18 protein-coding genes are annotated in these 23,907 nt (G+C 69.2%); 10 read left to right on the top strand and 8 right to left on the bottom strand.

What is annotated here, in order from left to right; genetic code table 11:
- The first annotated feature begins 4 nt into the window (after window positions 1-4).
- The 3 genes from ACH46_RS13570 to ACH46_RS13560 all read left to right on the top strand — a co-directional run bounded on the left by ACH46_RS13570 (window position 5) and on the right by ACH46_RS13560 (window position 4,639).
- Entirely contained in the window at window positions 5-1,603 is a 1,599-nt protein-coding gene (locus ACH46_RS13570; protein WP_062393398.1) for a class I adenylate-forming enzyme family protein, read from the top strand.
- Between the two features lie 204 nt (window positions 1,604-1,807).
- Entirely contained in the window at window positions 1,808-2,758 is a 951-nt protein-coding gene (locus ACH46_RS13565; protein ID WP_062393397.1) for an intradiol ring-cleavage dioxygenase, read from the top strand.
- Window positions 2,759-2,932: 174 nt separating this feature from the next.
- The gene (locus ACH46_RS13560; protein WP_062393396.1) at window positions 2,933-4,639 is read left to right on the top strand and encodes a transposase; all 1,707 of its coding nucleotides are present in this window, start codon (window positions 2,933-2,935) and stop codon (window positions 4,637-4,639) included.
- A 177-nt stretch (window positions 4,640-4,816) separates the two neighbouring features.
- Here ACH46_RS13560 and ACH46_RS13555 read toward each other — a convergent pair whose 3' ends face one another.
- The 3 genes from ACH46_RS13555 to ACH46_RS13545 form a co-directional block, all read right to left on the bottom strand.
- Entirely contained in the window at window positions 4,817-5,800 is a 984-nt protein-coding gene (locus ACH46_RS13555) for an NYN domain-containing protein (RefSeq protein WP_082399660.1), read from the bottom strand.
- Between the two features lie 144 nt (window positions 5,801-5,944).
- On the bottom strand, window positions 5,945-6,664 hold the full coding sequence (locus tag ACH46_RS13550) for a DUF6319 family protein (protein ID WP_062393395.1): 720 nt from the start codon (window positions 6,662-6,664) through the stop codon (window positions 5,945-5,947).
- A 247-nt stretch (window positions 6,665-6,911) separates the two neighbouring features.
- On the bottom strand, window positions 6,912-7,532 hold the full coding sequence (locus tag ACH46_RS13545) for a TM7S3/TM198-like domain-containing protein (protein ID WP_062393394.1): 621 nt from the start codon (window positions 7,530-7,532) through the stop codon (window positions 6,912-6,914).
- Between the two features lie 138 nt (window positions 7,533-7,670).
- Between ACH46_RS13545 and ACH46_RS13540 the strand changes: the two genes are divergently transcribed.
- The 5 genes from ACH46_RS13540 to ACH46_RS13520 all read left to right on the top strand — a co-directional run bounded on the left by ACH46_RS13540 (window position 7,671) and on the right by ACH46_RS13520 (window position 17,275).
- The gene (locus ACH46_RS13540) at window positions 7,671-8,720 is read left to right on the top strand and encodes a lipoate--protein ligase family protein (protein ID WP_062393393.1); all 1,050 of its coding nucleotides are present in this window, start codon (window positions 7,671-7,673) and stop codon (window positions 8,718-8,720) included.
- 207 nt (window positions 8,721-8,927) lie between these two features.
- Complete coding sequence (locus ACH46_RS13535; protein ID WP_062393392.1) at window positions 8,928-10,547, top strand: TIGR02677 family protein; 1,620 nt, start codon at window positions 8,928-8,930, stop codon at window positions 10,545-10,547.
- Complete coding sequence (locus tag ACH46_RS13530) at window positions 10,544-11,806, top strand: TIGR02678 family protein (protein WP_062393391.1); 1,263 nt, start codon at window positions 10,544-10,546, stop codon at window positions 11,804-11,806. Before ACH46_RS13535 ends, ACH46_RS13530 begins: the two co-directional genes overlap by 4 nt.
- The gene (locus ACH46_RS13525; RefSeq protein WP_062393390.1) at window positions 11,803-15,903 is read left to right on the top strand and encodes a TIGR02680 family protein; all 4,101 of its coding nucleotides are present in this window, start codon (window positions 11,803-11,805) and stop codon (window positions 15,901-15,903) included. The genes ACH46_RS13530 and ACH46_RS13525 overlap by 4 nt, the downstream gene beginning before the upstream one ends.
- A 10-nt stretch (window positions 15,904-15,913) precedes the next feature.
- Window positions 15,914-17,275, top strand: a complete 1,362-nt coding sequence (locus tag ACH46_RS13520) for a TIGR02679 family protein (RefSeq protein ID WP_062393389.1) — start codon at window positions 15,914-15,916, stop codon at window positions 17,273-17,275.
- A gap of 662 nt (window positions 17,276-17,937) precedes the next feature.
- Here ACH46_RS13520 and ACH46_RS13515 read toward each other — a convergent pair.
- The 5 genes from ACH46_RS13515 to ACH46_RS13500 all read right to left on the bottom strand — a co-directional run bounded on the left by ACH46_RS13515 (window position 17,938) and on the right by ACH46_RS13500 (window position 21,781).
- Complete coding sequence (locus ACH46_RS13515) at window positions 17,938-18,744, bottom strand: N-formylglutamate amidohydrolase (protein WP_082399659.1); 807 nt, start codon at window positions 18,742-18,744, stop codon at window positions 17,938-17,940.
- Window positions 18,745-18,769: 25 nt separating this feature from the next.
- Window positions 18,770-19,534 (bottom strand): DUF2249 domain-containing protein, encoded by a 765-nt coding sequence (locus ACH46_RS13510; RefSeq protein ID WP_062393388.1) that lies wholly within the window; start codon window positions 19,532-19,534, stop codon window positions 18,770-18,772.
- A gap of 723 nt (window positions 19,535-20,257) precedes the next feature.
- Window positions 20,258-20,734, bottom strand: a complete 477-nt coding sequence (locus ACH46_RS21325; RefSeq protein WP_157851056.1) for a hypothetical protein — start codon at window positions 20,732-20,734, stop codon at window positions 20,258-20,260.
- The gene (locus ACH46_RS21320) at window positions 20,731-20,982 is read right to left on the bottom strand and encodes a hypothetical protein (RefSeq protein WP_157851055.1); all 252 of its coding nucleotides are present in this window, start codon (window positions 20,980-20,982) and stop codon (window positions 20,731-20,733) included. Before ACH46_RS21320 ends, ACH46_RS21325 begins: the two co-directional genes overlap by 4 nt.
- Before the next feature lie 181 nt (window positions 20,983-21,163).
- Complete coding sequence (locus ACH46_RS13500; protein ID WP_062393387.1) at window positions 21,164-21,781, bottom strand: TetR/AcrR family transcriptional regulator; 618 nt, start codon at window positions 21,779-21,781, stop codon at window positions 21,164-21,166.
- A gap of 74 nt (window positions 21,782-21,855) precedes the next feature.
- Here ACH46_RS13500 and ACH46_RS13495 point away from each other — a divergent pair, with 74 nt between their 5' ends.
- On the top strand, window positions 21,856-23,406 hold the full coding sequence (locus ACH46_RS13495; RefSeq protein ID WP_062393386.1) for an MFS transporter: 1,551 nt from the start codon (window positions 21,856-21,858) through the stop codon (window positions 23,404-23,406).
- A gap of 125 nt (window positions 23,407-23,531) precedes the next feature.
- Entirely contained in the window at window positions 23,532-23,894 is a 363-nt protein-coding gene (locus ACH46_RS13490; protein WP_062393385.1) for a hypothetical protein, read from the top strand.
- The last annotated feature ends 13 nt before the right edge of the window (window positions 23,895-23,907 follow it).

Here is a 23,907-nt window from a genome sequence, read left to right as displayed (position 1 = left end):
TCCGATGTCCGGAATGCGCCCCGACCTGTCCGGAGTCGATCCGCTGACCGTCAACCTCACCCACCGCGTCTGCATCGGCGACCTGCTGACGCGCAGCGCCGCGCACTACGGGGAGCGCATCGCGCTGGTCGACGGTGCCGACGAGGTCTCCTACGTCGAGCTGAACGCTCGCGCCAACGCGCTCGCCCGCGGACTTCTGGACCGCGGCTACCAGCGCGGCGATGCCGTCGCGATCCAGATGCAGAACAGCTGGCAGTTCGTGGCGAGCTTCTTCGCCCTGGCCAAGATCGGCGTCGTCGCCATGCCCGTCAACCTGCTGCTGTCGGCGTCGGACATCGCCTACCAGCTCGACGACAGCGGCGTCCGCGCTGTCATCACCGAGGACGTGTTCCTCGGCGTCCTCGGGCCGGCAATCGCGCAGGCCGAGGGTCCCAGCGTCACCGAGGTGATCGTCTCTGGCACCGCACCCGCCGATGTCTCGGGTGTCGCGGCCGTCGCCTACGATGACGTGTTCGCTGCCGACCGGTCGTCGGTCGAGGTGATCGTGGAGGACCGCGACATCGTCCACTGCCTCTACACCTCCGGCACCACGTCGCGCCCGAAGGGCGTCGTCACCTCCCACGTGGCCGTGCAGGTCTCGGCGCTCAGCTCCGCGCTCGGACTCGGCCTCCGACCGGATACCGAGCCCGCCGTCCAGCCGATCGTCCTGCCGCTGTTCCACGTCACCGCGCTCGACGCCCTGCTGCTGCCGTCGCTGACCGTCGGCGCGACCGTCGTCCTGCTCCGCGGCTTCGATCCCGCCGCACTCGCGAACGTGTTCACCGAGCGGGCCGTCACACACCTGACCATGCTGCCGATGATGTGGGGTGCGCTCCTGCAGCAGCCGGCCCTCGCCGACGGCGACACCGACAGCCTCATCACCGGCCTGTACGCGATGGCACCCATGCCGGCCGAACTGCTGACCGCGCTCCGCGCCCGTTTCCCGAAGGCCGCGCTCATCCTCGGCTCCGGCCAGACCGAGACCACCCCGGCGTCCGAACTCCAGTGGTCCGGTCACCAGGGCGTCAAGGACAACTCGTGGGGACCGGCCACCGTCAGCACCGATATCGCCATCATGGGCGGCGACGGCACCCTCCTGCCGACCGGCGAAGTCGGTGAGATCGTTTACCGGGCACCGCAACTCATGGAGGGCTACTGGAACAACGCCGCCGCCAATACCGAGGCCTTCGCGCACGGTTGGTTCCACGGCGGCGACATCGGCTACCTCGACGACGAGGCCGTCGTCTGGTTCACCGACCGCGCCAAGGACATCATCAAGACCGGCGGCGAGAACGTCTCCTCGGTCGAGGTGGAGCGCGTGCTGCTCGGACACGAGGCGGTCAGCGAGGTTGCGGTGGTCGGTCTTCCCGACGACCATTGGGGCGAGGTGGTGACCGCGTTCGTCGTCGCGACCGACGGCGTCGACGGCGAGACCATCCAGGCCTGGGCACGCGAACGGCTCGCGGGTTTCAAGGCGCCCAAGAGCGTCGTCGTGGTCGACGCCCTCCCCAAGACCGCCACCGGGAAGATCCAGAAGAACGTGGTGCGGCAGCAGCCGCGGTGATCGGGGACAGGCGACGGCATCGAGGTTGCTGATTTCAGGTTGGTCGAGTCCGCCGATGCGAGCTTGCGAGCAACGTCGGGTATCGAAGCCACCGGGTCCCGGGCTGGGTCCACAGCAACCTCCCAGCCACCGCGGAGCCTTCTGTCCGGTTCGTCGGTGAGGATCGAATCCAGCAACCCGCACCCGACAGCACAAGGACGTGCCATGCCAGGATTCCCGATACCCACACCGACCCCGCAGGGGCCGACCTACGAGGGGCGGCGACTGCATCACCCGGACGACGACATCGTCGACCAGGGCGCCGCGTTCGACATCCAGACCCTCCTGACTCGCCGCCGCATGCTCGGCGTCCTCGGCATCGGCGCCGGGACGGCGCTGCTCGCGGCGTGCGGCGCCGGATCGTCCGACGGCGGCGCCTCCAGCACGGCCGCGTCGACCGCCGCGCAGACCGGAGACCTCGCCGAGATCCCCGACGAGACCGCCGGTCCCTATCCGGGCGACGGCTCCAACGGACCCGACGTCCTCACCCGGTCGGGCATCGTCCGGCGCGACATCACTAAGAGTCTCGGCGGCGGTGCCGCCGTCGCCGGTGTCCCGCTGACCGTGGCCCTGCAACTGACCGGCATCGCGAAGAACGCGCCCTACAAGGGCGCCGCCGTCTACATCTGGCACTGCGACGCCAAGGGGCGGTACTCGATGTACTCCAGCGGCGTCGAGAACGAGTCGTTCCTCCGCGGGGTCCAGGTCGCGGACGCGAACGGATCGGTGACCTTCACCTCCATCGTCCCCGGCTGCTACCAGGGACGATGGCCGCACATCCACTTCGAGGTCTATCCCGCCGTCGGCGACATCACCGACCACACCAAGGCTGTCGCCACCTCGCAGCTCGCACTCCCGAAGGACATCTGCGACACCGTCTATCGGCTCTCGGACTACGCCGGGTCGGCGGCGAACCTGGCGGGGGTCTCGCTGACCTCCGACACGGTGTTCTCCGACGACGGCGCCAAGAACCAGCTGGCGACCGTCACCGGGTCGGCCGGTGCCGGCTACACCGCGACGCTGCGCGTGGGCGTCGACACGCGGACCACGCCGACCGCCGGTTCGATGCCTGGGCCGGGCACCGGAGGCCCGCCGCCCGGCATGCCGCCGCGGTGATGCCGGTCTGTGAACGAGATGCGTCGGCCTTTGTGCTGGCGTGCGTCGGCCGGGTAGTGCAAAAATCAGTCCTCTCAGCGTCCTCCGAGGGAAGATCGGGCTGTTGCAGTTTGATTTACGAGATTTGTCAGTAAATCTGCACGGAATATGACTCTGACCTGCGATAATGGTGGCGTGGCGAAGGATTATCGGGCGGTCGACCGCGATCAGCAGTTTCTGTTGCCTCCGAGCATGCGGGAGTGGTTACCGGCCGAGGATCCGGTGTGGTTGGTGATCTCGCTGGTCGAGCGCTTGGATACCTCGGGGCTGCATGCGTTGCGCAAGACCGGTGGGGTCGGGCGCCGCGGTTATGACCCGGACATGCTGCTGACATTGCTGATCTGGGGGTGGGCGCACGGGGAACGTTCGTCGCGGACGTTGGAGCGCCTGTGCCATCGGGACATCGCCTTCCGGGTCATTTGTGGTGGCGATCCGCCCGATCACGCGACGATCGCGCGGTTCCGGGCGCAGGCCTCACCGGTGGTGCCGGCCCTGTTCACGCAGGTGCTGGCCGCGTGCGCTCAGCTCGGGATGGGCAAGGTCGGCGTGGTCGCCGTGGACGGGGTCAAAATCGCCTCCAACGCCTCGATGTCGAAGAACCGCACCGAGAAATCGTTGGTGAAGGCCCGCGAGGCAGAGTTGGCCGCGTTGCGGGACAAGCTCGCAGAAACCGCTCGCGAGGCTGATGCCGAGCATGCGGCCAACGACGCCGACGACGATGATGACCAGTCCGTTCCCGACGAGCTGCTCAAATCTGATCGCCTCACACGCATCGATGCAGCCTTGGAGCATGTTCGGGCGTTGAACAAGGCGGCCGAAGACAAGCAGTCCACACCGATCGATTTCGACGCTCTCGAAGCCAAGCGGGCCGGCGAGGACGCCGAGCGGGCCGAATTCGTGGCGCAATGGAAACAGGACTGGGCCAACGGTTCTCGCCGTGGCGGTGTTCCGCCGATCGAGATGCGCATCGCAGTCGCCGAAGCCGGCGTGCAGAAGGCGCGTGATCGGCAACAGGCCAAGATCGACCGTCACGCCGCCAGTGGGCTGGGTCGTCCGCCGGTGCCGGTCGAGGACACCAAGAGGGTTCGCGATGCCCACGATCGCCTCGCCAAGGCGCACGCGAAAACGCAGGCCTGGCAGGCCAAGCAGGATGCTGAACGCCAGAAACAGCGCGAGTACAAACGGCGGATCTTGACCAATCGTGCGACAGGTAGACCGCATCGCGCCACCACTGACAACCTCGGCAACATCACCGACCCGCAGTCGCGGCCGATGCCGTTGCGAGGCGGCGGTTGGGTACAGGGCTACAACTGCCAGGCCGTCACCACCGCCGACGGTCTGATCATCGCCACCAGCGTCGGCGACGGTCCGATCGATGCACCCACGTTCATTCCGATGATGGGCAAAGCCGTCGAGGCCGCCGCGATCCTGGCCGCCCATCGGCCGCCCGGGCCTGAGTCCGGCCCTGCTCAGATCGGGACCCTGCTCGCCGATGCGGGCTATCTCTCCGAAGACAACATCACTGCGGCCGGCCCTCAGCGGTTGATCGCCACCGCGAAATCACACAAGCTGCCACGCGACACGAGCAAGTTGAGTCCGCCTGCCGGGGATGCTCCTCCGATCGAGAAGATGACCTACGAATTGGCCACTGAGGAGGGGCGAGCGTTGTACTCCCAGCGCAGTCACATCGCCGAAACACCGTTCGGGCACGCCAAGCACAATCTGCGGTTCCGTCGATTCACCAGTCGTGGAATCGACCGGGCCGCTTCGGAATTCGCGTTCCACGCTCTGGTCAACAACATCCACAAGGCCATCACCGGAGGCCACCTGGCCAACGCCTGAGAGGGCGAATGCAAGGACCAGCCCCTCCCGACGACCGAGTATCCAGTCGGCCGACGAGAGGAACGCGATTGTCAATTCCGAAACTGCAACAGCCCGAGATTGCCGTCGGAGGACGCTGAGACGCCTGATTTCAGCGGTAGGTGCTTGAAGACTCGTCGGGACAGACGCGCGGTCCGCCTACTTCTCGTCGTGCATCTCCCAGAACCGGGCGCGCAGACGGTAGCGGACGCTTTCGTCGACCGTGTAGCGGTCCAGCGCCTCGGACGCATCGAGCAGCAGCGCGCGGTCGATGTCCGGTGGGATCGACGGCCGCGCTTGCTTGAGCTGCTGCAACTGCTCGGGCGTCGCGCTCTCGCGGAAGGCGACGAGGACGCGGTCGACGACGCCGTCGATCGTGGCGTCGTCCTCGGCGAGGTCGTACTCGGGCATCACATGGCTCACCGAACCGGTGGTCGAGCTGTACGCGAGGACTCCCGACGGCTGCGGTGCGGCCGGAGCGTTGCGAGCAGCGGCGGCGGCAGCGGCGACATCGAGCGGGGTTCGTGCGGCCGGCTTCTGTGGAATCGGGCCGGGCTTCGCAGTGACCGGCTCCTCGGGAGGCGGGGCGGTCTGCCGCTCCACCTTCAGTACGGCCTTGTCGATCGCGGTGCCGTCGATGGTGTGCAGGTCGTCGGCGGCGCGGAGCAGGTGGCGGCTCACGCCGTGCGACTTCCCGCCCGTCGCGGGCACCGCCAGCACCACCACTTCCACGCCGTGGACCTGGGCTTCTTCGACGGCTTCGGTCAGATCGTCGTCGCCGGAGACCAGGAAGAACACGTCGGAGGTGTTGTTGCGTGCGTGGGTGACGAGGTCGAGGCCGATGCGGAGGTCGACGCCCTTCTGTTCGCCGTCATAGCCGAAGCGGCCGAGGCGCAGTTTCACCTTGGCGAGCTCGCCGATCCGTTCCTGCTGCGAGTCGGGTACGCCGTGCCGCGCGGAGTCGTACCAGTGCACGCGCAGGATCGGCAGGCCTGACAGCTCCTCTGCGGCGTCGATCAGGGTGTTGATCAGGCACGGGTAGTCGACGTTGATGCTGGCGCGCAGCGAGGTTCCGGATACGCGGGTCGCGGCCGAGGCGAGGAGGTATCCGGTGTCGATGTAGAGGCTGCACGTCGAACGCATATGTTGATCATCTCAGGGTTTGAGGGTCTGTGTGCCGGGACACTCCCAGGAGTTACCGGGGAGTAACGCAGCGGGGTCAGCTGTGCCCGTCGCGCTTCGGGGGTCACAGCATCCGTGACCGGTGAAGACGGCGGCCGACTGGCTTCAGTCGGCGGAGCCTTCCAGTGCGGCCAACGCTTCGCGGGCCGCCTGCAGCTCTCGACTCAACTCTTCGACTCGTCGCTGTGCTTCCTCGCGAGCCGCGTTCAAGACCGACGAGGCGGCGTCGAGCGCGGCGGCGTCGCCGAGCTCCTGCATTGCAGATTCCACTGAATCCGGTGGGACGCGGCGTGATCGGGTCGGTTTGCGGCCGCCTCGGGTCACCGCGACCGACCACTCGTTGTCCGACGAGCCGAACAGCGTGACCGTCACGGACGCGGGCGGCTTCTTGGCGCCGGAGCGGCGGGCGGGTTTCGTCGGCGCCTTCTTCGCGGATGCTGCCACGGGCTTGCCGTCAGTCGGCATAGGTTTCGGGGCGGCGGATGTCGGCGTCGCGGCGAGCTTGCGGGCCGGTGGCGCGGCAGGTCTGGGTTTCCTGGCCGGTGCCGCTTTCTTCGGCTTCTCCGGTTCCGGGGGAGCGGCCTTGGTGATCCGCAGTTCGTCGGCCTCGTAGGGGAGTTCGTCGTTGACGCCGGTCGGCTTGATCGTCAGGGTGGTGCCGTCGATCGACACGACACGTGCCGAGGCACCGGGGGCGAGGCCGAGGCTCGGCGTTCCCTCACGCAGGTAGACCGTCGCACGCTTACCGTCGGCCAGTGCTGCGGCGAGAGCGGCGATGTCGTCGGCAGTCAAAGACGCGGTGATCGGACGACGGCGCGGAGGCATGAGCGGGCCCTTCCCATGGACGAAATGGTTCCTCTACTTTCGCACACCGAGCCGACTCCTTCGCACAGGTGTGCGAACTCGGGTGTGTTGTGCTGCAACGACGGGAATCGGCGTATCGAGAAGCCCGGAGAGTGCAGGTCCGAGCAGTGGGGTCTGGTCCGCTCCGTCGCAGTCGAACTCGCTGATCCGCAGCGACCTGCCGATAGGCCTGAACGATGCCGTCGTCGCGCCTCCGTCAGGGAGTGCGTCACCATTGCTGCTGCAGCGACTTCTCCCGATCCAACACCTTCACCTGAGCGAGGACGCCGGCGATGATCAGCACGAGGTAGATGACGTACCACCACCAGCCGTGGCCCATGGTCGCGGTGACGTTGGCGCGGCTGAAGTCGTCGAGGGAGATGGTGCGGACGATGAGCATCAGTCCACCGACGATCGCCGTCGAACCACCGACCGCGCTGAGCACCACGAGCAGGATGGACGGCAGGTTCAGTTTGATTGCGGCGACGGCGAGGAGGACGCCGGCGATCACGCCGACCAGGACCACCACCCAACTCCACGTGACGCCGAGGGCGGCGATCAGCGCGGTGCCGATCGCGAAACCGATCGACGCCATCGCGAGGATCACGCCGACCACGTAGAACAGGTACGCCAGGAACGCGAACAGCACCGCGCCGACGACGCCGACGATCCAACCGAGCGCCGTCGACAGGTAGCCGTCGCCGGTGAACGCGGCGACCAGGCCGGCACCGACGGTGAAACCGACGAACGCGCCCCAGATCGCGATCACCACGCGCATGGCGACCACGCCGCGAAAACAGAACAGGGCGCCGATGACAGCGGCGAGAACACCGATCAGAATGCTGGCCATGGCGTAACGGTAGCGGTCCGAGGTGATCTGTTCGACGGGGTTCGGTCAGGCATGCGCCGTCAGGCCGCGCGGTCGGCGGTTCGGTGCGGGCATTCACAGCGAAACGTCACAGGCGGCACCTCGAATACGCTGGATCGCGTGCACGGTGAATACAAGGTCCCCGGCGGCAAGCTGGTCGTCGTCGACGTCGAGATCGCAGGCGATCAGCTGAGGAGCGTCGCGCTCTCCGGCGACTTCTTCCTCGAACCCGACGACGCCCTCGAGGTCATCACCGGTGCGTTGATCGGTGCGCCGATGTCGGCGTCGGCCACGCAGTTGGGGGAGCGGATCGACGCGGCCCTGCCCGACGATGCGTCGATGATCGGCTTCACGTCCACGTCGGTGGGGATCGCGATCCGTCGCGCCCTCGGCCACGCGACCGGCTGGTACGACCACGTCTTCGACGTCATCGAACCCGTCGTCCTGCCGCCGGCCATGCACGTCGCGCTCGACGAGGTGCTCCTCCGCGAGGTGGCCGCGGGCATCCGGCCGCCGACGCTGCGGTTCTGGGACTGGGACTCACCGCTGGTGGTGATCGGCTCGTTCCAGTCGGTGCGCAATGAGGTCGACGAGGAGGCCGCGGCCCGGCACGGCATCGGGATCGTGCGGCGGATCTCCGGCGGCGGCGCCATGTTCATGGAACCCGGCAACTGCATCACCTATTCGCTGGTGGTGCCGACCTCGCTGGTCGACGGCCTCAGCTTCGAGCAGTCGTACGCGTTCCTCGACCGCTGGGTGATGGGCGCCCTCGCCGACGTCGGGATCACCGCGCGGTACGTGCCGATCAACGACATCGTCTCCGAGCACGGCAAGATCGGCGGCGCCGCCCAGAAACGGATCGTCGACGGGGCGGTGCTGCACCACGTGACGATGTCGTACGACATCGACGCCGACAAGATGACCGAAGTCCTGCGGATCGGACGGGAGAAGATGTCCGACAAGGGCATCACCAGCTCCGGCAAACGCGTCGACCCGATGCGCTCCCAGACCGGCATGGCGCGCGCCGACATCATCGATGCCTTCCTCCAGCACTTCCGCAGCCGTTACGCGACGCGCGAAGCCGCCTACACCGAGGCTGAGCTGACGAAGGCGCGCGAGTTGGTGGCGTCGAAGTTCAGCAGCCGAGAGTGGACGTACCGGGTGCCGTAACCGCAGCACATCCCACGATGCCGGGTTCTGGTGCGGGACTCGCCGTGGCCGAGCGTCGGGTGATGCCGTGCCGGCCTCGCCGGTCGAGAGTCTCATCGAGGGTCCCGCGGGTCGTCAACAGGCCCGAAGGCGAATGCGTCTGGGTGACGGCTAGTTCAGCGAGCACTGGGTACCGGTGATGTCAGACGGAGATGACACCATGGTGGCATGACGCACGGCGTGGGCGATGCAACGGAAGGCACCGACCTCCCCCTCGACGGGTATGGGCCCTTCGCATACCTCAGTGCGCCGAACGCGCCGCTGTACCGGCGCGTGATGCGTGCGCTCATGAGCGAGAAGGAACGCTTCACCGTCCACGTCCGACCGGATCAGGTGGCTGCCGCCGTCTCCGCCGACGGCGGCGAACTGGTCTACGAAGACACGATCGGCGACGCCCTCGAACGGCTGGCACGACCGGAATGGGGCAACGTCCTCGCGTTCGCGGACTCCAGCCGCGTCACCGCGCTCGCGGACTTCTACCGTCGGCGCATGCTGTACCAGTTGTCGCGCGAAGGTGAGGCGGCCGAGCGCGCGCTCGCACAATACGATGCGGCCCTCGGATCACGAGGAGCCCTCCAGTCGGTGGCGCTGGAAGACATCGTCGTGCTGTTGACGTCCCTGCGGGAAACGGTCGCCGATACCGCCTCGCGCGCGGACGCCGACCCGGCACTGCTGCATCAGACGCTGCGCGGCCTGCGAGATCGGTTCTCGGAGCTGGCGGAGAACGCCGTCGCCTTCATGGGCTCCATCCAGCGGACCATCGACCTGCACGATGCCGACGTCGAAGCGTTCCTGGCGTACAAGGAGCAACTGATCGAGTACCTCGAGCGGTTCATCGGCGACCTGCTGACCAAGGGGGCGGCGATCAGCGAACTGCTCGCGGCCATTCCGCCGGACGCCGTCGACTTCCTCGCCGACACGGCAGCCGCCCGCGAGACGATCGACGCCGCACCGGGCGACGCCGACGCCGCGTACGAGGCGGCACGGTCGGTCTGGCTGCGACAGTGGTCGGGCCTGACCGACTGGTTCGTCAGCACCCGCGAGCGCGAGAGCGAATCACGTCTCCTGCGCTCGCGCGCCCGCGCCGCGATCCCGGCGCTGCTCTCGGTGGTCCGAGCGCTGCACGAGAAGGCGGGCGGCCGCACCGACCGCACCCACGACTTCCTCACCCTCGCCACCTGGTTCGCGACGCTCCCCGCGGACGGCGATCGGCATCGACTGTGGCGCAGCGCCTTCGGCCTGACACCGGTCCGCCACTTGAGCGTGACCACGGCAACCGAAGACGCGTGGGCCGACGCCGAACTGCCGACCAACGTGCCGTGGGCAGAGGCGCCACCGGTGGAGATCAGTCCGCAACTGCGTCGCACCGGATCCTACGAGCGGCGCGGTAAGGCATCGCGCGTCGCCGACCGGACTGCGGCCAAGGCGATGCTGGCGGCGCAGTCGCGCGCCGAGTCCGAGCAGACGGCACAGGCGCGGCGTCGGATCCTCACCGACGGGCCGCGCCTGATGTCGGAGTTCGGGACCCTCGACCCGCAGGCGTTTCGCCTGTTCCTCGGGCTGCTCGGCGACGCGCTGTCGGCGATCGGTCCGACGGGCACGCACGCACAGGTCAACACGTCCGACGGCGAACTGGTCATCACGCTGACCCGTATCGAGGGCGCGGGCCAGATGACGATCAGCACGCCCGACGGCGACCTCGTCGGCACCGATCATCTCGTCGACATCGCCCCCGCCGTCGGCTCACTACTCGGTCGGCAGGCGGCGGAACCGGCGGCGGCACGATGACGCAGCGCGGCACCGGCGTCGCCGACGTGCTCGAGGCCAGGGACGCCGAGGCGCGCATCCGGGTGGTGCGTGCGCTCCTGGCCCGCCCGGTCCTGTCCGCGCAACGCGACGGGGAACTGTTCCGTCTGGCCCGACGTCACGCCGACGCCGTGCGCGCATGGTTCGCGGCGGAGACCGGCTGGCGGTTGGTGGTCGACGGCGAGACGATTCGCCTCTTGACCTCGTACGCGCCGGTCGGCCCGACCGCCGCGGCGATCGCCGAGCGCCATCCGGCGCGCGCGAAGAAGGGCGATCCACCCTTCACCCGCCGCCGGTACGTCCTGCTCTGCTTGTCGCTGGCCGTTCTGGAACGCTCCGACCTGCAGACATCGCTCGGCAAACTCGCCGGTGATCTAGTCCTCGCCGCGCGGCAACCGGGACTGGAGAGCATCGAATTCACCCTCGGCACGCGCGCGGAGCGGTCCGATCTCGTCGCCGCGATCCGGGTGCTCCTCGAATACGGTGTCCTCGTCCGTGTCGCCGGCGACGAGGAGTCGTACGTGTCCGCCGACGGTGACGCGCTGTACGACGTCGACCGGCGCATGCTCTCGACGATGCTCTCGAGCAGGCATTCACCGGGCCTGATCGCCTCGTCGCTCGGGGATTCGCCGAACATCGACCGGATCGAGGAAGCACTCCACGAGCCGCCGCCTGCGTACACCGACGAAGAATCGAATCGTCTCCTGCGCCAAGCTGTTTCCCGTCGCCTGCTGTGCGACCCGGTCGTCTACTACGACGAGTTGCCCGATGCCGAGCGCGCCTACCTCACGGGGCAGCGGGTGCCGCTGACCAACCGTCTCGTCGCGGCCACCGGACTCGTCGCGGAACTGCGCGCCGAGGGCGTGGCCCTCGTGGACCCGGACGACCAGCTCACCGACCTGCGCATGCCGGAGCAGGGGACCGACGGCCATGCGACGCTGCTGCTCGCCGAGCATCTGGCGTCCGCCGGGTCGTCGACCGTCGGTGCGCTGCACCGGGTGATGCGCGGCTTCGCCACCGACCACTCGTCGTACTGGCGCAAGTCCACCCGTGAGCCGGGTGCCGAGGTGATCCTCACCGACGAGGCGCTCGACCGCCTGGTCGGCCTCGGTCTGGTGTCCGTCACCGGCGTCGGCGCGGGCGCCGTCGTGCAGTCGCTGCCCGCTCTCCGACGCTTCGCGGTGAGCGCCCCGACCATCCGTGACAGCAGCAAGCCCACCCGCGACAGGAAGTCTCGATGACCGAATCCGTCCGCAGCACACCGGTTCCGGACTCCCTCCCGAGCCCGACGCTCTCGCGCTGGCAGCCGCTCAGGCTCGGGCTCGTGGACCTGTTCTACTACGACGACGAGCAGTTCTGGTTCCACGACGGCCGACTGCTGTTGCGCGGCAACAACGGCACCGGCAAGTCGAAGGTGCTTGCGCTGACGCTGCCGTTCCTGCTCGACGGGTCGATCGTGTCGCGGCGGGTGGAGCCGGACGCCGACCCCAAGAAGAAGATGGACTGGAATCTGCTGCTGGGCGGTGCGCACCCGCAGTCGGAACGCACCGGCTACACGTGGGCCGAGTTCGGGCGGATCGACGACGACGGTGTGGAGCACTTCACGACGATCGGCATCGGGCTCAAAGCGGCGTCGGGTCGCGGCATCGTCAAACAGTGGTTCTTCGTCACGTCCCAGCGGATCGGCGAGCAGTTGCTGCTGGTCGACGAGCACCGCACCGTCCTGACTCCGGACCGGCTGCGCGACGCGCTCGAACCGGGTTCGGGCGGTCAGGTCTACACCACGCAGGAGCAGTATCGCCGTGCGGTCGACGAGGCGATGTTCGGTCTCGGAGCCGACCGGTACAGCGCGCTGATCGACCTGTTGATCCAACTGCGTCAGCCGCAACTGTCGAAGCGGCCGGACGAGAAGGCGCTGTCGTCGGCGTTGACCGAAGCCCTCGCGCCGCCGAGCCAGGCGCTGATCGCCGACGTCGCCGAATCGTTCCGGTCGTTGGACGAGGAGCGCGTCGGCATCGCGGCCGCCCGTCAGACATTGACCGCGGCGGAGGGTTTCCTGCGGCACTATCGCGGGTACTCCGCGGTGGCATCCAAACGAGCGACAACCGATGTGCGGCTGGCTCATTCGGCGTACGAGGGAGTGGGCCGCGAACTGCACGAAGCGCAGGAGCAGCGCGCGGCCGCGCTCGCTTCGGAGGCGCGGCTGGACGCGGAGAAGGTACAGACGCAGGAGCGTCTGGGCGCTCTGCGCGGCCAGGAGCAGGCGCTGCGGGCCAGCCCGGAGATGAAGGACGCCGACAGCCTCGATCGCGCGGCACGCTCGGCCGACGAGGCCAAGGGTCGCGCCGAGGCCGCGGCCACCCAGGCCGCCCAGTCCCGCGAGCGCGCCGAGCGCGATCAAGCCGCGGCCCAGGAGACCGCCGAACGTCACGCCCACACGGCCGAGGCCCACCAGCGGAACGCGGCCGCTGCGCTGACTGCGGCCGCCGCGGCGGGGATGGCGACCGAGCATCCGTCGGTGGTCGACGACGAACAGGCCGCGCGTCGCGCCCTGGATCGACGCCGCGAACAGATCCGGCACGTGCGCGGACTGATCCGCGACGCCGACCGCGCGACCGCCGCGGCCGCCCAGCAGCGCAGCCGACTCGACTCCGCGGAGTCCGACCTCGCGCGGCGCGCCGAGGCGCTCCACAGTGAGGTCGCGGGCGTCGAGACGGCCGTCGAGGCGTACCGTGACGCGGTCCGCGAAATGGCGACCGGACTGAGCCTGATCAGCCTCGACGCCGAGCCGGACGAACTCGTCGGCCACGCACAGGTGTGGGCGGAGAGCCTCGACGGGGAGTCCCCGGTGCGGGCCGAACTCGACCGCTCGGCGGCGCGCGCCACCGAGCGGATCCACCGGGACCTCGCCGACGCCGAGAGCGCCGAACGCGAGTTGACGGGCCAGCGCGACGACACCGTCGCCGAGATCGCACGGCTGGAGGCGGGCGACGACCTGACGCCGTCCGCCGCACCCGGTCGCGCCGACGATCGCGGTGAGCGGCCCGGTGCGCCGCTGTGGCGTGTCGCCGATTTCGCGGCTGACCTCGGCGACGACGCGCGCGCCGGCGTGGAGGCGGCGCTCACGTCGGCCGGACTGCTCGACGCGTGGATCCACCCCGACGGTTCGGTGGAGGCCGACGGTGACGTCGTCCTCGGTTCGGTCGGCACCGTCGTCGTGCCGTCGGCGGGGTCGGCGCTGGTGGCGGCGGTCGGGCCGGACAGCGAGGTCTCCGCGGCGACCGTCGACGGTGTGCTGGATCGGATTGGCTGGGGTGCCGACTCCGGTGCCGCGCTGTGGATCGACGGCACGGGTCGGTGGGGCGCCGGCCCCGCCCGCGGCCAGTGGCGAAAGCCGCGTGCGGAGTTCGTGGGCGCGGGCGCCCGCGAGGCGTACCGGCGCGAGCAGCTGGCGGAGCTGAGGCGTCGGTTGGACCGGATCTCCGACGGTCTCGCCGCCGCGACCGAGCGTGTCGCCGCCGCTGAGCGGGCCGGCGAGCAGATCCTCGTCGAACGCGGCCGGTATCCGTCGGCCGCCGAGCACGACGTCCGGTCCGCGCACGGTCGGGTGGCGGCGGCGCAGCGCGAGGCCGATGCCGCGCAACTGCGGCTGGCGGAGATCAGCGTCGAGTGGGAGGCCGCCGTCGAACGGGCCGAGTCCGCAGCGCAGGTGCTCCACGAGCAGGCGGCGGAGCTGTCGGTGCCGGCGGTCGATTCCGACGTCGACGTGCTCGACGTCGCCATCGCCGACTACGACGTGCGCCTGGTGACCCTGCGGTCGTCGGCCACGATGCTGGCGCTCGCCGAGGCGGAGTTGGCGCAGGCCGGTCGTCGTGCCGCGGAGACCGCCGACCTCAGCGCACGGCACACCCGCGAGCAGCAGGAGATCGGCGGGCAGGCGATCGCGTTGCGCGCCACCTACGACGAGCTCTTCGCGACCGTCGGCGCGACGGTCGCCGAACTGCAGGAACGACTGGCGACACTCGCGACCGAGATGGACGCTGCGACGAGCGAACTCGATCGGCTCGGCGTCGCCCAGTTGGCGGCGGCCGCCGAGTCGGGCACTCTCGCCCAGCGCGTCGTCGATCTCACGGCGCGCCGCGAGGAGTCGGCGGCCACGCGCGAGGGAGCGATCGAGCGACTGCGGCTGTTCATCGAGACCGGTCTGCTGCGCGTCGCTCTACCCGACTTCGACTACTCCGACGATGTCGACGATCCGAGCGTGCGCGCCGCCGTCCTGCTGTCGCGGGCCGTGGATCAGCGACTCGACTCCGTTGCGGCAGAAGACGATCAGTGGGCTCGCGTGCAGCAACGGGTGTCGAGTGCGTGGACCGAGCTGACGTCGCAGATGGCGGTGCACGGGCACGTCACGTCGATGGAGCAGCGCGGCGAGATCCTGGTCGCGCGGGTGCGGCACAACCACGAGGACGTCGACGTGGACGTCCTCGCGCAGCGGTTGAGCCTCGACATCGACGCGCGTGAACGGCTCCTCAGCGCGCGTGAGCGGGAGATTCTGGAGAACAGCCTGGTGAATGAGGCCGCCGCGCATCTGCATGAACTGATCTCCACCGCGGAGGAACAGATCGACCGGATGAACGACGAGCTCGCGATGCGCAAGACGTCCACCGGGATGCAGTTGCGGGTGCGGTGGCGCGAGCGTGCCGACGGTCCGGCGGGTCTCGCCGCCGCGCGAGCCATCCTGAACAGGTCGGATGCCACATGGACGCTCGACGATCGGTCTGCGGTCGGCGACTTTCTGCAGGCCCAGATCGCCGAGGTGCGTGACGCCGACCCGGCGGGCGGATGGCAGGAGCATCTGGCGCAGGCGCTCGACTACCGGCAGTGGCACCGGTTCGCGATCGACCGCCGCCAGAACGGGGAGTGGCGCTCGGCGTCGGGTCCCGCCTCGGGTGGTGAGCGTGCGCTCGTCGTCTCGATTCCGCTGTTCGCCGCCGCGTCCGCGCACTACAACTCGGCGGGCGGCCTCGCGCCCCGACTGATCCTGCTCGACGAGGCGTTCGCCGGTGTCGACGACGATTCGCGCGCCAAGTCCCTCGGCCTGCTCGCGACCTTCGATCTGGACGTCGTCATGACCAGTGAGCGCGAATGGGGTTGCTACCCGCAGGTTCCCGGGCTGTCGATCGCGCAACTGTCGCGGGTGGAGGGAGTCGACGCCGTCGGTGTGACGCGCTGGCGGTGGGACGGGATCTCCCGCGAGCCGATGCCGGAGGTCGACGCCGCCGCCCGCGCCGGGCACCCGGTGGCGGTCGACGCGGACGACGCGACCCTGTTCGGCTGAGGGGGCGGCGATGGTGCGAGAAGACCGCGGCTCCGTGGAGCGGCTGCTGCGCGCGCCGGAGCTCGCGTGGTTCGTCGACCGCATCCGCAACCGACTGCCGGGAGCCGTCGCCGGAGAACCCCTCTCGGGGACTGTTCGGCTGCCTCATCCGACGCCGCAGCAGCGGACGGCGATGGCCGATTTGATCGGTCGACCGCGGCGGTCGGGCGTGACGCTCTCGGTGAAGTTGGACGACGTCGAAACCATGCTGCGCCGCGGTCCTTGGCCCGCCGGACTCGCCGACCTCGTCGTCAGCGTGAGCGGTCCGGTGGTCGATCGCAGCGCGCAGCGGCGGGCCGACGACGCTCGCTGGGCCGCCGTCGCACAGCGGATCGCACCCGTCGTCGAACGCTTTCCGGCAGTCGGGCCGTGGTGGGAGTCCTGGTGTGCGGCAGGGAAGTTGAAGCGGGTGGCGCAGTCGGAGGCGCGGCGCATGGGGCGTGATGCGGACGCGGCCGTCGGCGCCGGTCTGGTCGAGGCCGTCGTGGCCGTATTCGACGATCTGCCTGCCGACGGTGTGCTGCTCGCGATGCTGGCGCGACGCGTGCTCGGCGACGCCCATGCGCTCGATCAGGCGCGGCCGCTCGGCCGGTTGACGAGCGCCGTGGTCGCGGCCGCGTTCGAGTCCGCGGCGGACGCGTCGACCCGCGAGGTGTGGGGTGATGCGGGCGTGGTGATGTCTGGGTTGTCGTCGACGGCGTTGTGTCTCGGTGTCCGCGGCCGGGCGGGTGTGGCCGATCATGCTGCGGCGACATCGGCGGCGCTGGAAGCGATGCGGGCTGCGCGGAGTCCACTGGTCCTGACACTCGACCAGGTGCGGTCCGGCGGCGTCGACCCGCTCGGCGCACACGAGAGTGTGCACGTCTGCGAGAATCCGAGCGTCGTGGACCTGGTGTCGGAGGGCTGGCGTCGCGGCGGTGGCGTTGCGCGGGCGGGCGACGGGCAGGCCGGTGCGGGGCCCGCCGACGATGAAGAAGCCTGGGCCGGGAGCCCGGTGCTGGTGTGTACCGAGGGGCAGCCGAGCAGTGCGGTGATGGAGGTGCTCGCGATCCTCACGAGCAGGGGTGCGCGGTGCCGGTATCACGGCGACTTCGATTGGGCCGGCCTGCGGATCGCGCAGTTCGTGGCGTCGAAGGTTCCGTGGTCGCCGTGGCGGTACGGTGTGCAGGACTACCTTGAGGCGATCGGGCCGGATGCGCCGTCGATCGGGTTGTCGGACGACCGCGCCGAGTCCGCGTGGGATCCCGCCCTTTCCGTCGCGATGGCCGAGCACGGGCTCGCGGTCGAGGAGGAGGCCGTCGCCGCGCTGCTCGCAGAGGATCTGGTGAGGTGAGGCACGGTCGTGTGATCGGATCGGGTTTGAAATTCGGTCGAGGACGATGCGACGGCAGCCCGCACCGCCTCGCGCAGGGCGAGGGTCGCCTCATGTTGCCGCTGCCGGCCGGCGATGATCTCTGCCCCGTGGAGGGGACATTCCTCGGTCTTGTTCCACGGGTAGTCGCACGCGGTGTGGATACTCAGCCAGGCGCGTTCGTGCCGGCGGATCTCGGTGAGCTCCTCGGTGAACGAGAACGAGGTCGCGGCGGGTTTGCGACTGCGGACGAAGTCGTGCGCCCGTGACGATTGCGAGGCGCTGATCGCCCACGACCGCGCCTCGCCGAGATTCACTTGTCCGAGTTCCGGGTCGGCTGACGCGTCGGCCAACGCACGCTGGCTCCACAGCGATTCCTGAGCGGCGTCGAACTCGGAGGCCGCGGCGATGGCCTCGGGATCGTTCCCCAGAAGGTACGCGCGCTCGGCGGGTGAGAGTGGGTCGTCGAGCGTGTCGAGATGCATGATGGCGAGCATGCCCGGGCCGAGGTCGGATCCGTTGTTCTCGAATGCTGAGGTCATGGCGAGAAGATATCTCGGCGGTCTGACATCGGTGGGTGCGGCAGACCGCGGTCACCGAGCACGCGGCCGCGGAGCGTGTGCAGGGGTGAACGCAGAGCCCGGTTAGTGCGCAGCGATCCTCTCGATCAGCTCGGCGAGCGCGCCTCCCAATGCCGCGGCACGGTCGGGGACGGGAGCGACGTTCTCGTCCAGGTACAGGTCGCGCCGGATCTCGATCATCAGAGCCGAGACCGATGTATCGGAGCGGTACCGGTCCAGCGGGACGTAACAGCCCGCGTACGGGCTGTTGTCGGCCACCTCACCGAACGACGAGAACGACTCCTGCGCGGCCCGATGAAGCCAGGTCGGGGTGTGGTGCTCATCGACGCCCAGGCAGATCGCCGGCCGCGCCTGACCGGCGTCCTCGAACCACGACGGCTGCATGGGGTACGAGTGGATGTCGAGGACGATCGCTCGCCCGGTGGCGCGGATGCGGTCGGTGACCAGATCGGCCATCGCCTGAGCGTACGGACGGAAATAGGTGTCGATCAGGATGTCGTCGGGGGTGGCCGACGGGGTGCGCAGCGGAGTGTCGGCGCACGACCGGTGGTACACGGCGCCGCGTCCACGGCGGTTCATGGGTTCGGATTCGTCCGGGAAGCGCTCGGGGTCCACCACCAGCCGCGACAAACCGTTGACGAACGACCAGGGCTGCGCGTCGTGGGACAGCTGCAGCCGCGCCGCCGCGGCGATGAGATCAGTTGCGGTGTCGGCGGACTCGTCGTGCTCCCGAACGAGCGCAGTGTCGTCGAGGGCGAAATCGCGGCGCAGTTCCGGCGGGATGGTGCGGGACGCGTGCGGCACATGCAGGACGACGGGGAACTGCGGTGCGCCTTCGATGAGATGGACGTTGAGCGGGGTGTTGAGCACGGTGCGCGACCGTCGCCTCTGGCTTCTAGACGCGCGTCAAGCGCAGACGCCAGGCTTCCGGCCCGCGCTCCTCGTACTCCACCTGGATGCGGCCGCCGCTGCGGTCTGCGAGCTGGTGCAGCAGTGGGATCGGGTCGTGGTGGGCGATCAGGATCATCGAGTTGCCGGGTGCGACGGTGTCGAAGGCGCCGAAAACGGTGGCGTGCCGGATGGCGTGGGGAATCTCGCGAACATCGAGCTCGGGCTCGTAGTCGTCGTGCTCACCGCACGAGCAGCCCGCATGGCCGTGGCTTTGTGCCGGTTCGTCGGCGTCGGGAAGTGGGTTGTCGGGGATGATGTCGGTCAGCGACGTCGCACTGTCCTCGGCGAGAGCGGGGAGTAGCAGGTCAGAGACCTTTCCGAAGAATACTTCCAGGAGAACGCGGAGTCCTCGGGCGTCGGCGGCGGCCTGGACCGGGTCGGCGACGGGACCGGTCACGCGGTCGAGCAGCTGCCCGATCACGTGCGCTTCGCCGAGAAGTCCTTCGACGAGCAGTCGGGCGCGGTCGACCTTCGCGGCGGCGGGGAACAGGACGGTCTTGGCGACTTCGAGTCGGGGCCGGAGGTCTTTGGCCGCGAAGTCGGAGAGTGCGGTGGTCGCTTCGTCAAGGCCGGTGTCGCCGCGTGCGGCGTTGACCACCGCGGTCTCCAGGGCCGTCACGCGACCCACCAGTGAGGCGAGTTCCTGGCTGTGCTCGTTGACGGTGTTGGCATCGGCCTCGTTCGAGGCCATGACCACGGTGTCCGGCATGGTGGGGAGTCCTTCCGTAGGTGGTGGCCGGCGGGGAGGGTGAAGACGTGCGGCCGACCACTCTCTATTAAATACGGTTCGGGCCGTGTTTAAAAGTGGGCCCTCGGGGTTTCCAGAGGGTTCGTGTCAAGGAAGGATGAACCTCATGGCGGGAGGGTCGAAGCGTTACTCGGCGGAGTTGAAGCGGGACCCGGTGGCGAACGTGACGGACTTGGTGGAGCAGGGGGGTTCACTGAGTGGGCGGCGATGACCAAGACCGCCGCTCTGCTCGGCGTCGGATCGGGTGAGGCGGTGCGGCAGTGGGTCTGCAAGATGCCGACGGTGTCGCCGTCGCCGACGGCGGCCTTCTGATGCCGTCGAACAGATCCGGCGGTTGCGGAAGGAGGATGCGGAACTCAAGCGCGCCAACTCCGATCCTGAAGGCTGCGTCGGCTCTTTTCGCGGCCGAGATCGACCGGCCACACCGCTGATCGCGCGTGTTCGTCGGCACTCGCCAGGGAAACCGGGCGGGTGCCCATGGTCTTGTCTGAGGAGTCGTTCGATGTGCCGTGTGCTCACTGGACATGGTGTGCCCATCGCCCGGTCCACGTACTTCGAGCATGCCAATCGCGGCCCCAGTCGCTGCATGCGCCGTGATGCGCAGATTATCGACGCCATCGTCGAACTGCGCGGACAGAACCCACTTTACTGAGTTCTCGGCCGACCGAACCCCGAGCGGCTCACTCAGGGCGGCCAACGCCTCGCGCGCCTGCGCCAACCGTGCGTCGACGTGATCACAGCGTCGACGGTCTGCTCGTCGCCGAGTTCGCGGACCGCGGCCTCCACGGTCTCCGCCGACACCGGCCGCGATCGGTTCGGCTTGCGTGCGCCGCGCGTGGCGGCGACCGCCCACTCGTTGTCGGCCGAGCCGTACAGCGTCACCGTCGCCGAGGCGGCCTTCGAGCCGGTGGCCTTCGCGCGGGCCGCCTTCTTCGCCGGGGGCTTCTTCTTCGCCGGGGGCTTGGTCGGCACCGCCGTCGACGCTGCTGCGGAAGCGGGTTTCGCGGTCGCCGGTGTCGGGTTCGGAGTGGTGGGTGCGGTCGTCGGAGCCGACGTTGTTGGTGCCGACGTTGTTGGTGTCGCGGTGCGGCGCGGGGGAGCGGCCTTGGCCTTTGGCGCCGCGCTCTTCGGCTCCGGTGCCGCGGACGGGTTCTTCGTCATTCGCAATTCGTCCGCCTCGTACGGCAATTCGTCGTCGACCCGCGCGGCCGGACCACCACGGTGCTGCCCGAGACCGACATCACCCGCGCCGAACTGCCGGGAACCAGATTCAGGCTCGGCGTACCTTCGCGCAGATACACCGTCGCGCGGCGCCCTTCGGCAACCGCGGCGGCCAGCGCGGTCAGATCGTCGGGGGTCAGGGACTCGGAGACCGAGGGCTCGGTGGTCGGACGTCGACGAGGAGGCATGGCGGGCCTCCTTCGCGAATGCGGACGATTCAGCATGATGCTGGGGCCCAGGACGGTGCTGGGGTTCAGGACGGTGCTGGGGTTCAGGACGGTGGTGCGGTTCAGGACTGCTGTCCCACATCCTGCTGACGATTCCTCGTACAGGTGTGCGATATATGGCTGCTTGGATGGCTCGGTCGCGTCACCGTCCGCGCGTCGGCGGCCTTCGGGGCGTCGGTTGAAGGCTGTCGCGCAGGGCCGGAACGAACAGCGACACTAATTCATCAGCCGGCATCGACGCCACCGGTTCCAGCCGTAATAGATAGCGGGTGACGACGATCCCCGCGATCTGTGTGCAGAAGGCTGCGGCGCGCCTGCGGGCGTCGACGCCGGACAGGCGGTCGGCCAGCCGGGCGATCAACTCGCGTTCGAGCATCTGGCGGATCAGATCGGCGAATGCCGCATCCTGCGACAGATTGGCGAGCATCGTCTTCAGCGGCGCACCGGTGACCGGGTCGTCCCACAGAATCAGCAGGTCACGCAGCACGCGCTGGGGGAGCTGAGCAGGATCGCCGTCCAGGGCTCGGGCGATGACCTCCGCCGGATTGGCAGACGCCGTGACGGCCGCGCTGAACAGTCCCTTCTTCGACCCGAAGTAGTACGACAAGAGCGCAAGGTCGACGTCGGCGTCGGCGGCGATCTGTCGCATCGTCACGCTGCGATAGCCGTCGGCGAGGAAGTGGCGACGAGCGCTGTCGAGGATCTGACCGCGGGTATCCGGGCCGCCGGGGCGTCGTCCCCGCCCGCCCCCGGAATTCATCACGGTTGAGATATTAGTCGGTGGCGAGCGAACGTGGTCGGGTCCGATGAATCGATCAGGAGGTCCTTGCACTCATGGCACACACCCCGCCGCCGCTCACCGGCCGAACGGCCGCCGCGGCGGCCCCCGCTCCGGCCCGGACGGTGCGCCCCGGCCCGATTCTGGCCGTCACCAGCCTCGCCCTCGGCGTGGTGGTTTCGGCGATGGCGTCGCTGAACGTCGCCCTGCCCGACATGGCGATCGCCTCCGGCGCCGACCAGACGCAGCAGTCGTGGATCATCGACGCCTACAGCCTGGTGTTCGCCGCGCTGCTGCTGCCCGCCGGAGCGCTCGGCGACCGGTTCGGGCGCCGTCGCGCGCTGATCATCGGTCTGGCGATCTACGGGGTGGCCGCAGTCGGCGCCGCACTGGCCTCCGGCCCCGACATGCTGATCGCCCTGCGTGCGGTGATGGGATTCGGGGCGGCGCTGGTAATGCCTGCGACGCTGTCGACGATCACCAGCACCTTCGCGCCCGAGCGGCGGTCGCGGGCGGTAAGCATCTGGGCGGCGGTCGCGGGAGCCAGCGGTGTCATCGGCATGCTGGCCTCGGGGCTGCTGCTGGAGCGGTGGTCGTGGCCGTCGGTGTTCTGGTTCAACGCCGGGGTCGTCACCGTCGCGCTCGTCGGAGCGCTGGTTCTGGTGCCGGAATCTGCCGAACCGGGTGCCCCGCGCATCGACGTCGTCGGCGCCGTCCTGGCCGCCGCCGGCGTCGCAGCCCTGGTGTACGCGGTCATCGAAGCGCCGGTCAACGGCTGGACCAGCGCCCTCACCCTCGCCGGTCTCGGTGCGGGCGTGGCGTTGATCGCCGGGTTCGTGACCTGGGAGTTCACCCGCGAGCACCCGCTGCTCGACCCCCGGCTGTTCGGCAACCGACACTTCGCCGCCGGTGCCTTGTCGTTGACCATGCAGTTCTTCGCGCTATTCGGCTTCATGTTCGTGCTCATGCAGTACCTGCAGCTGGTGCGCGGCGATTCGGCGCTGCAGGCCGCGGTGAGCCTGCTGGTGATGCCCTTCGGAATGGTGCCCGCCTCGCGGCTGAGCCCGTGGCTGTCGGAGCGATTCGGCGTCCCCGGACCGTGGACGCTCGGCCTGCTCGCCCTCGGCGTCGGCCTGGCCGTCCTCTCGCAGTTGGACGCCGCCAGCTCGTACCCGGCGATCGCCGCCGGTCTGATCCCGCTCGGTGCCGGCCTCGGGCTGGCGATGCCGCCGGCCACCACCGCGATCACCGACGCGGTCCCGCCGCGCCTGCAGAACGTCGCCTCGGCGGTCAACGACCTGGCCCGCGAACTCGGCGGTGCCCTCGGCATCGCAGTCCTCGCCAGCATCCTCAACGGCGTCTACCGCGCTCAACTGCATCTGCCCGCGGTGCCCGACGCCGTCGCCGACGCCGCACGGTCGTCGTTCACCGCGGCGGCCAAGATCGGGGACCCGGTGATCGAGCCGGCGCGTGCTGCCTTCACCGAGGGGCTCAACGCCGCACTGCTCGGCGCCTCCGGTGTCGCCTTCGCGGCGGCCGTCGCCGTCGCCGTGCTGCTCGGCCGACAGCGCAGCCGAACCGAACAATCGGTGATCGATCAGGAATGAAGAAGCGTCGGGGGCGGTGCGCTCGTAGGGCCTTCGGCAAGGGGTGAACGACTCGCCCGCGCACGGCACAGTGAGGAGAAGGCGATGAGCAGCGGAGTGGGATTCTCGGAGCAGGAGCGGCGGCGATGGCCCAACGTGCCGCGGAGCTGAAGGCGACGAAGGGCGTCAAAGGGGCGGCCAAGCGCGCCCGCGAGTACGAGGCGTGCCTGGCGGCGATCGCCGATCTGACCGGCACCGACCGCACCATCGCCGAACGACTGCGCGTCATCGTCTCCGAGGAGGGCCCCGACCTGGCGGCCGAGACCTGGTACGGCTTCCCGTCGTACGCCAAGGACGACGCCGTGATCGTCTTCTATCAGCCTGCCGCCAAGTTCGACATCCGGTGCGGCACCATCGGCTTCAACGACGGCGTCGCCCTCGACGAGGTCATCACCCGCGAGGTGGCTGCCGACACTAGGCATGCTCGGCACCGTCGAACTCGATGTTGAGCGAAGGCATTAT

It is taken from the genome of Gordonia phthalatica, assembly GCF_001305675.1.
GTDB lineage: Bacteria > Actinomycetota > Actinomycetes > Mycobacteriales > Mycobacteriaceae > Gordonia > Gordonia phthalatica.
Note: the sequence above shows the minus strand (reverse complement) of the source record. Positions and strands in the feature narration are given on the sequence as shown.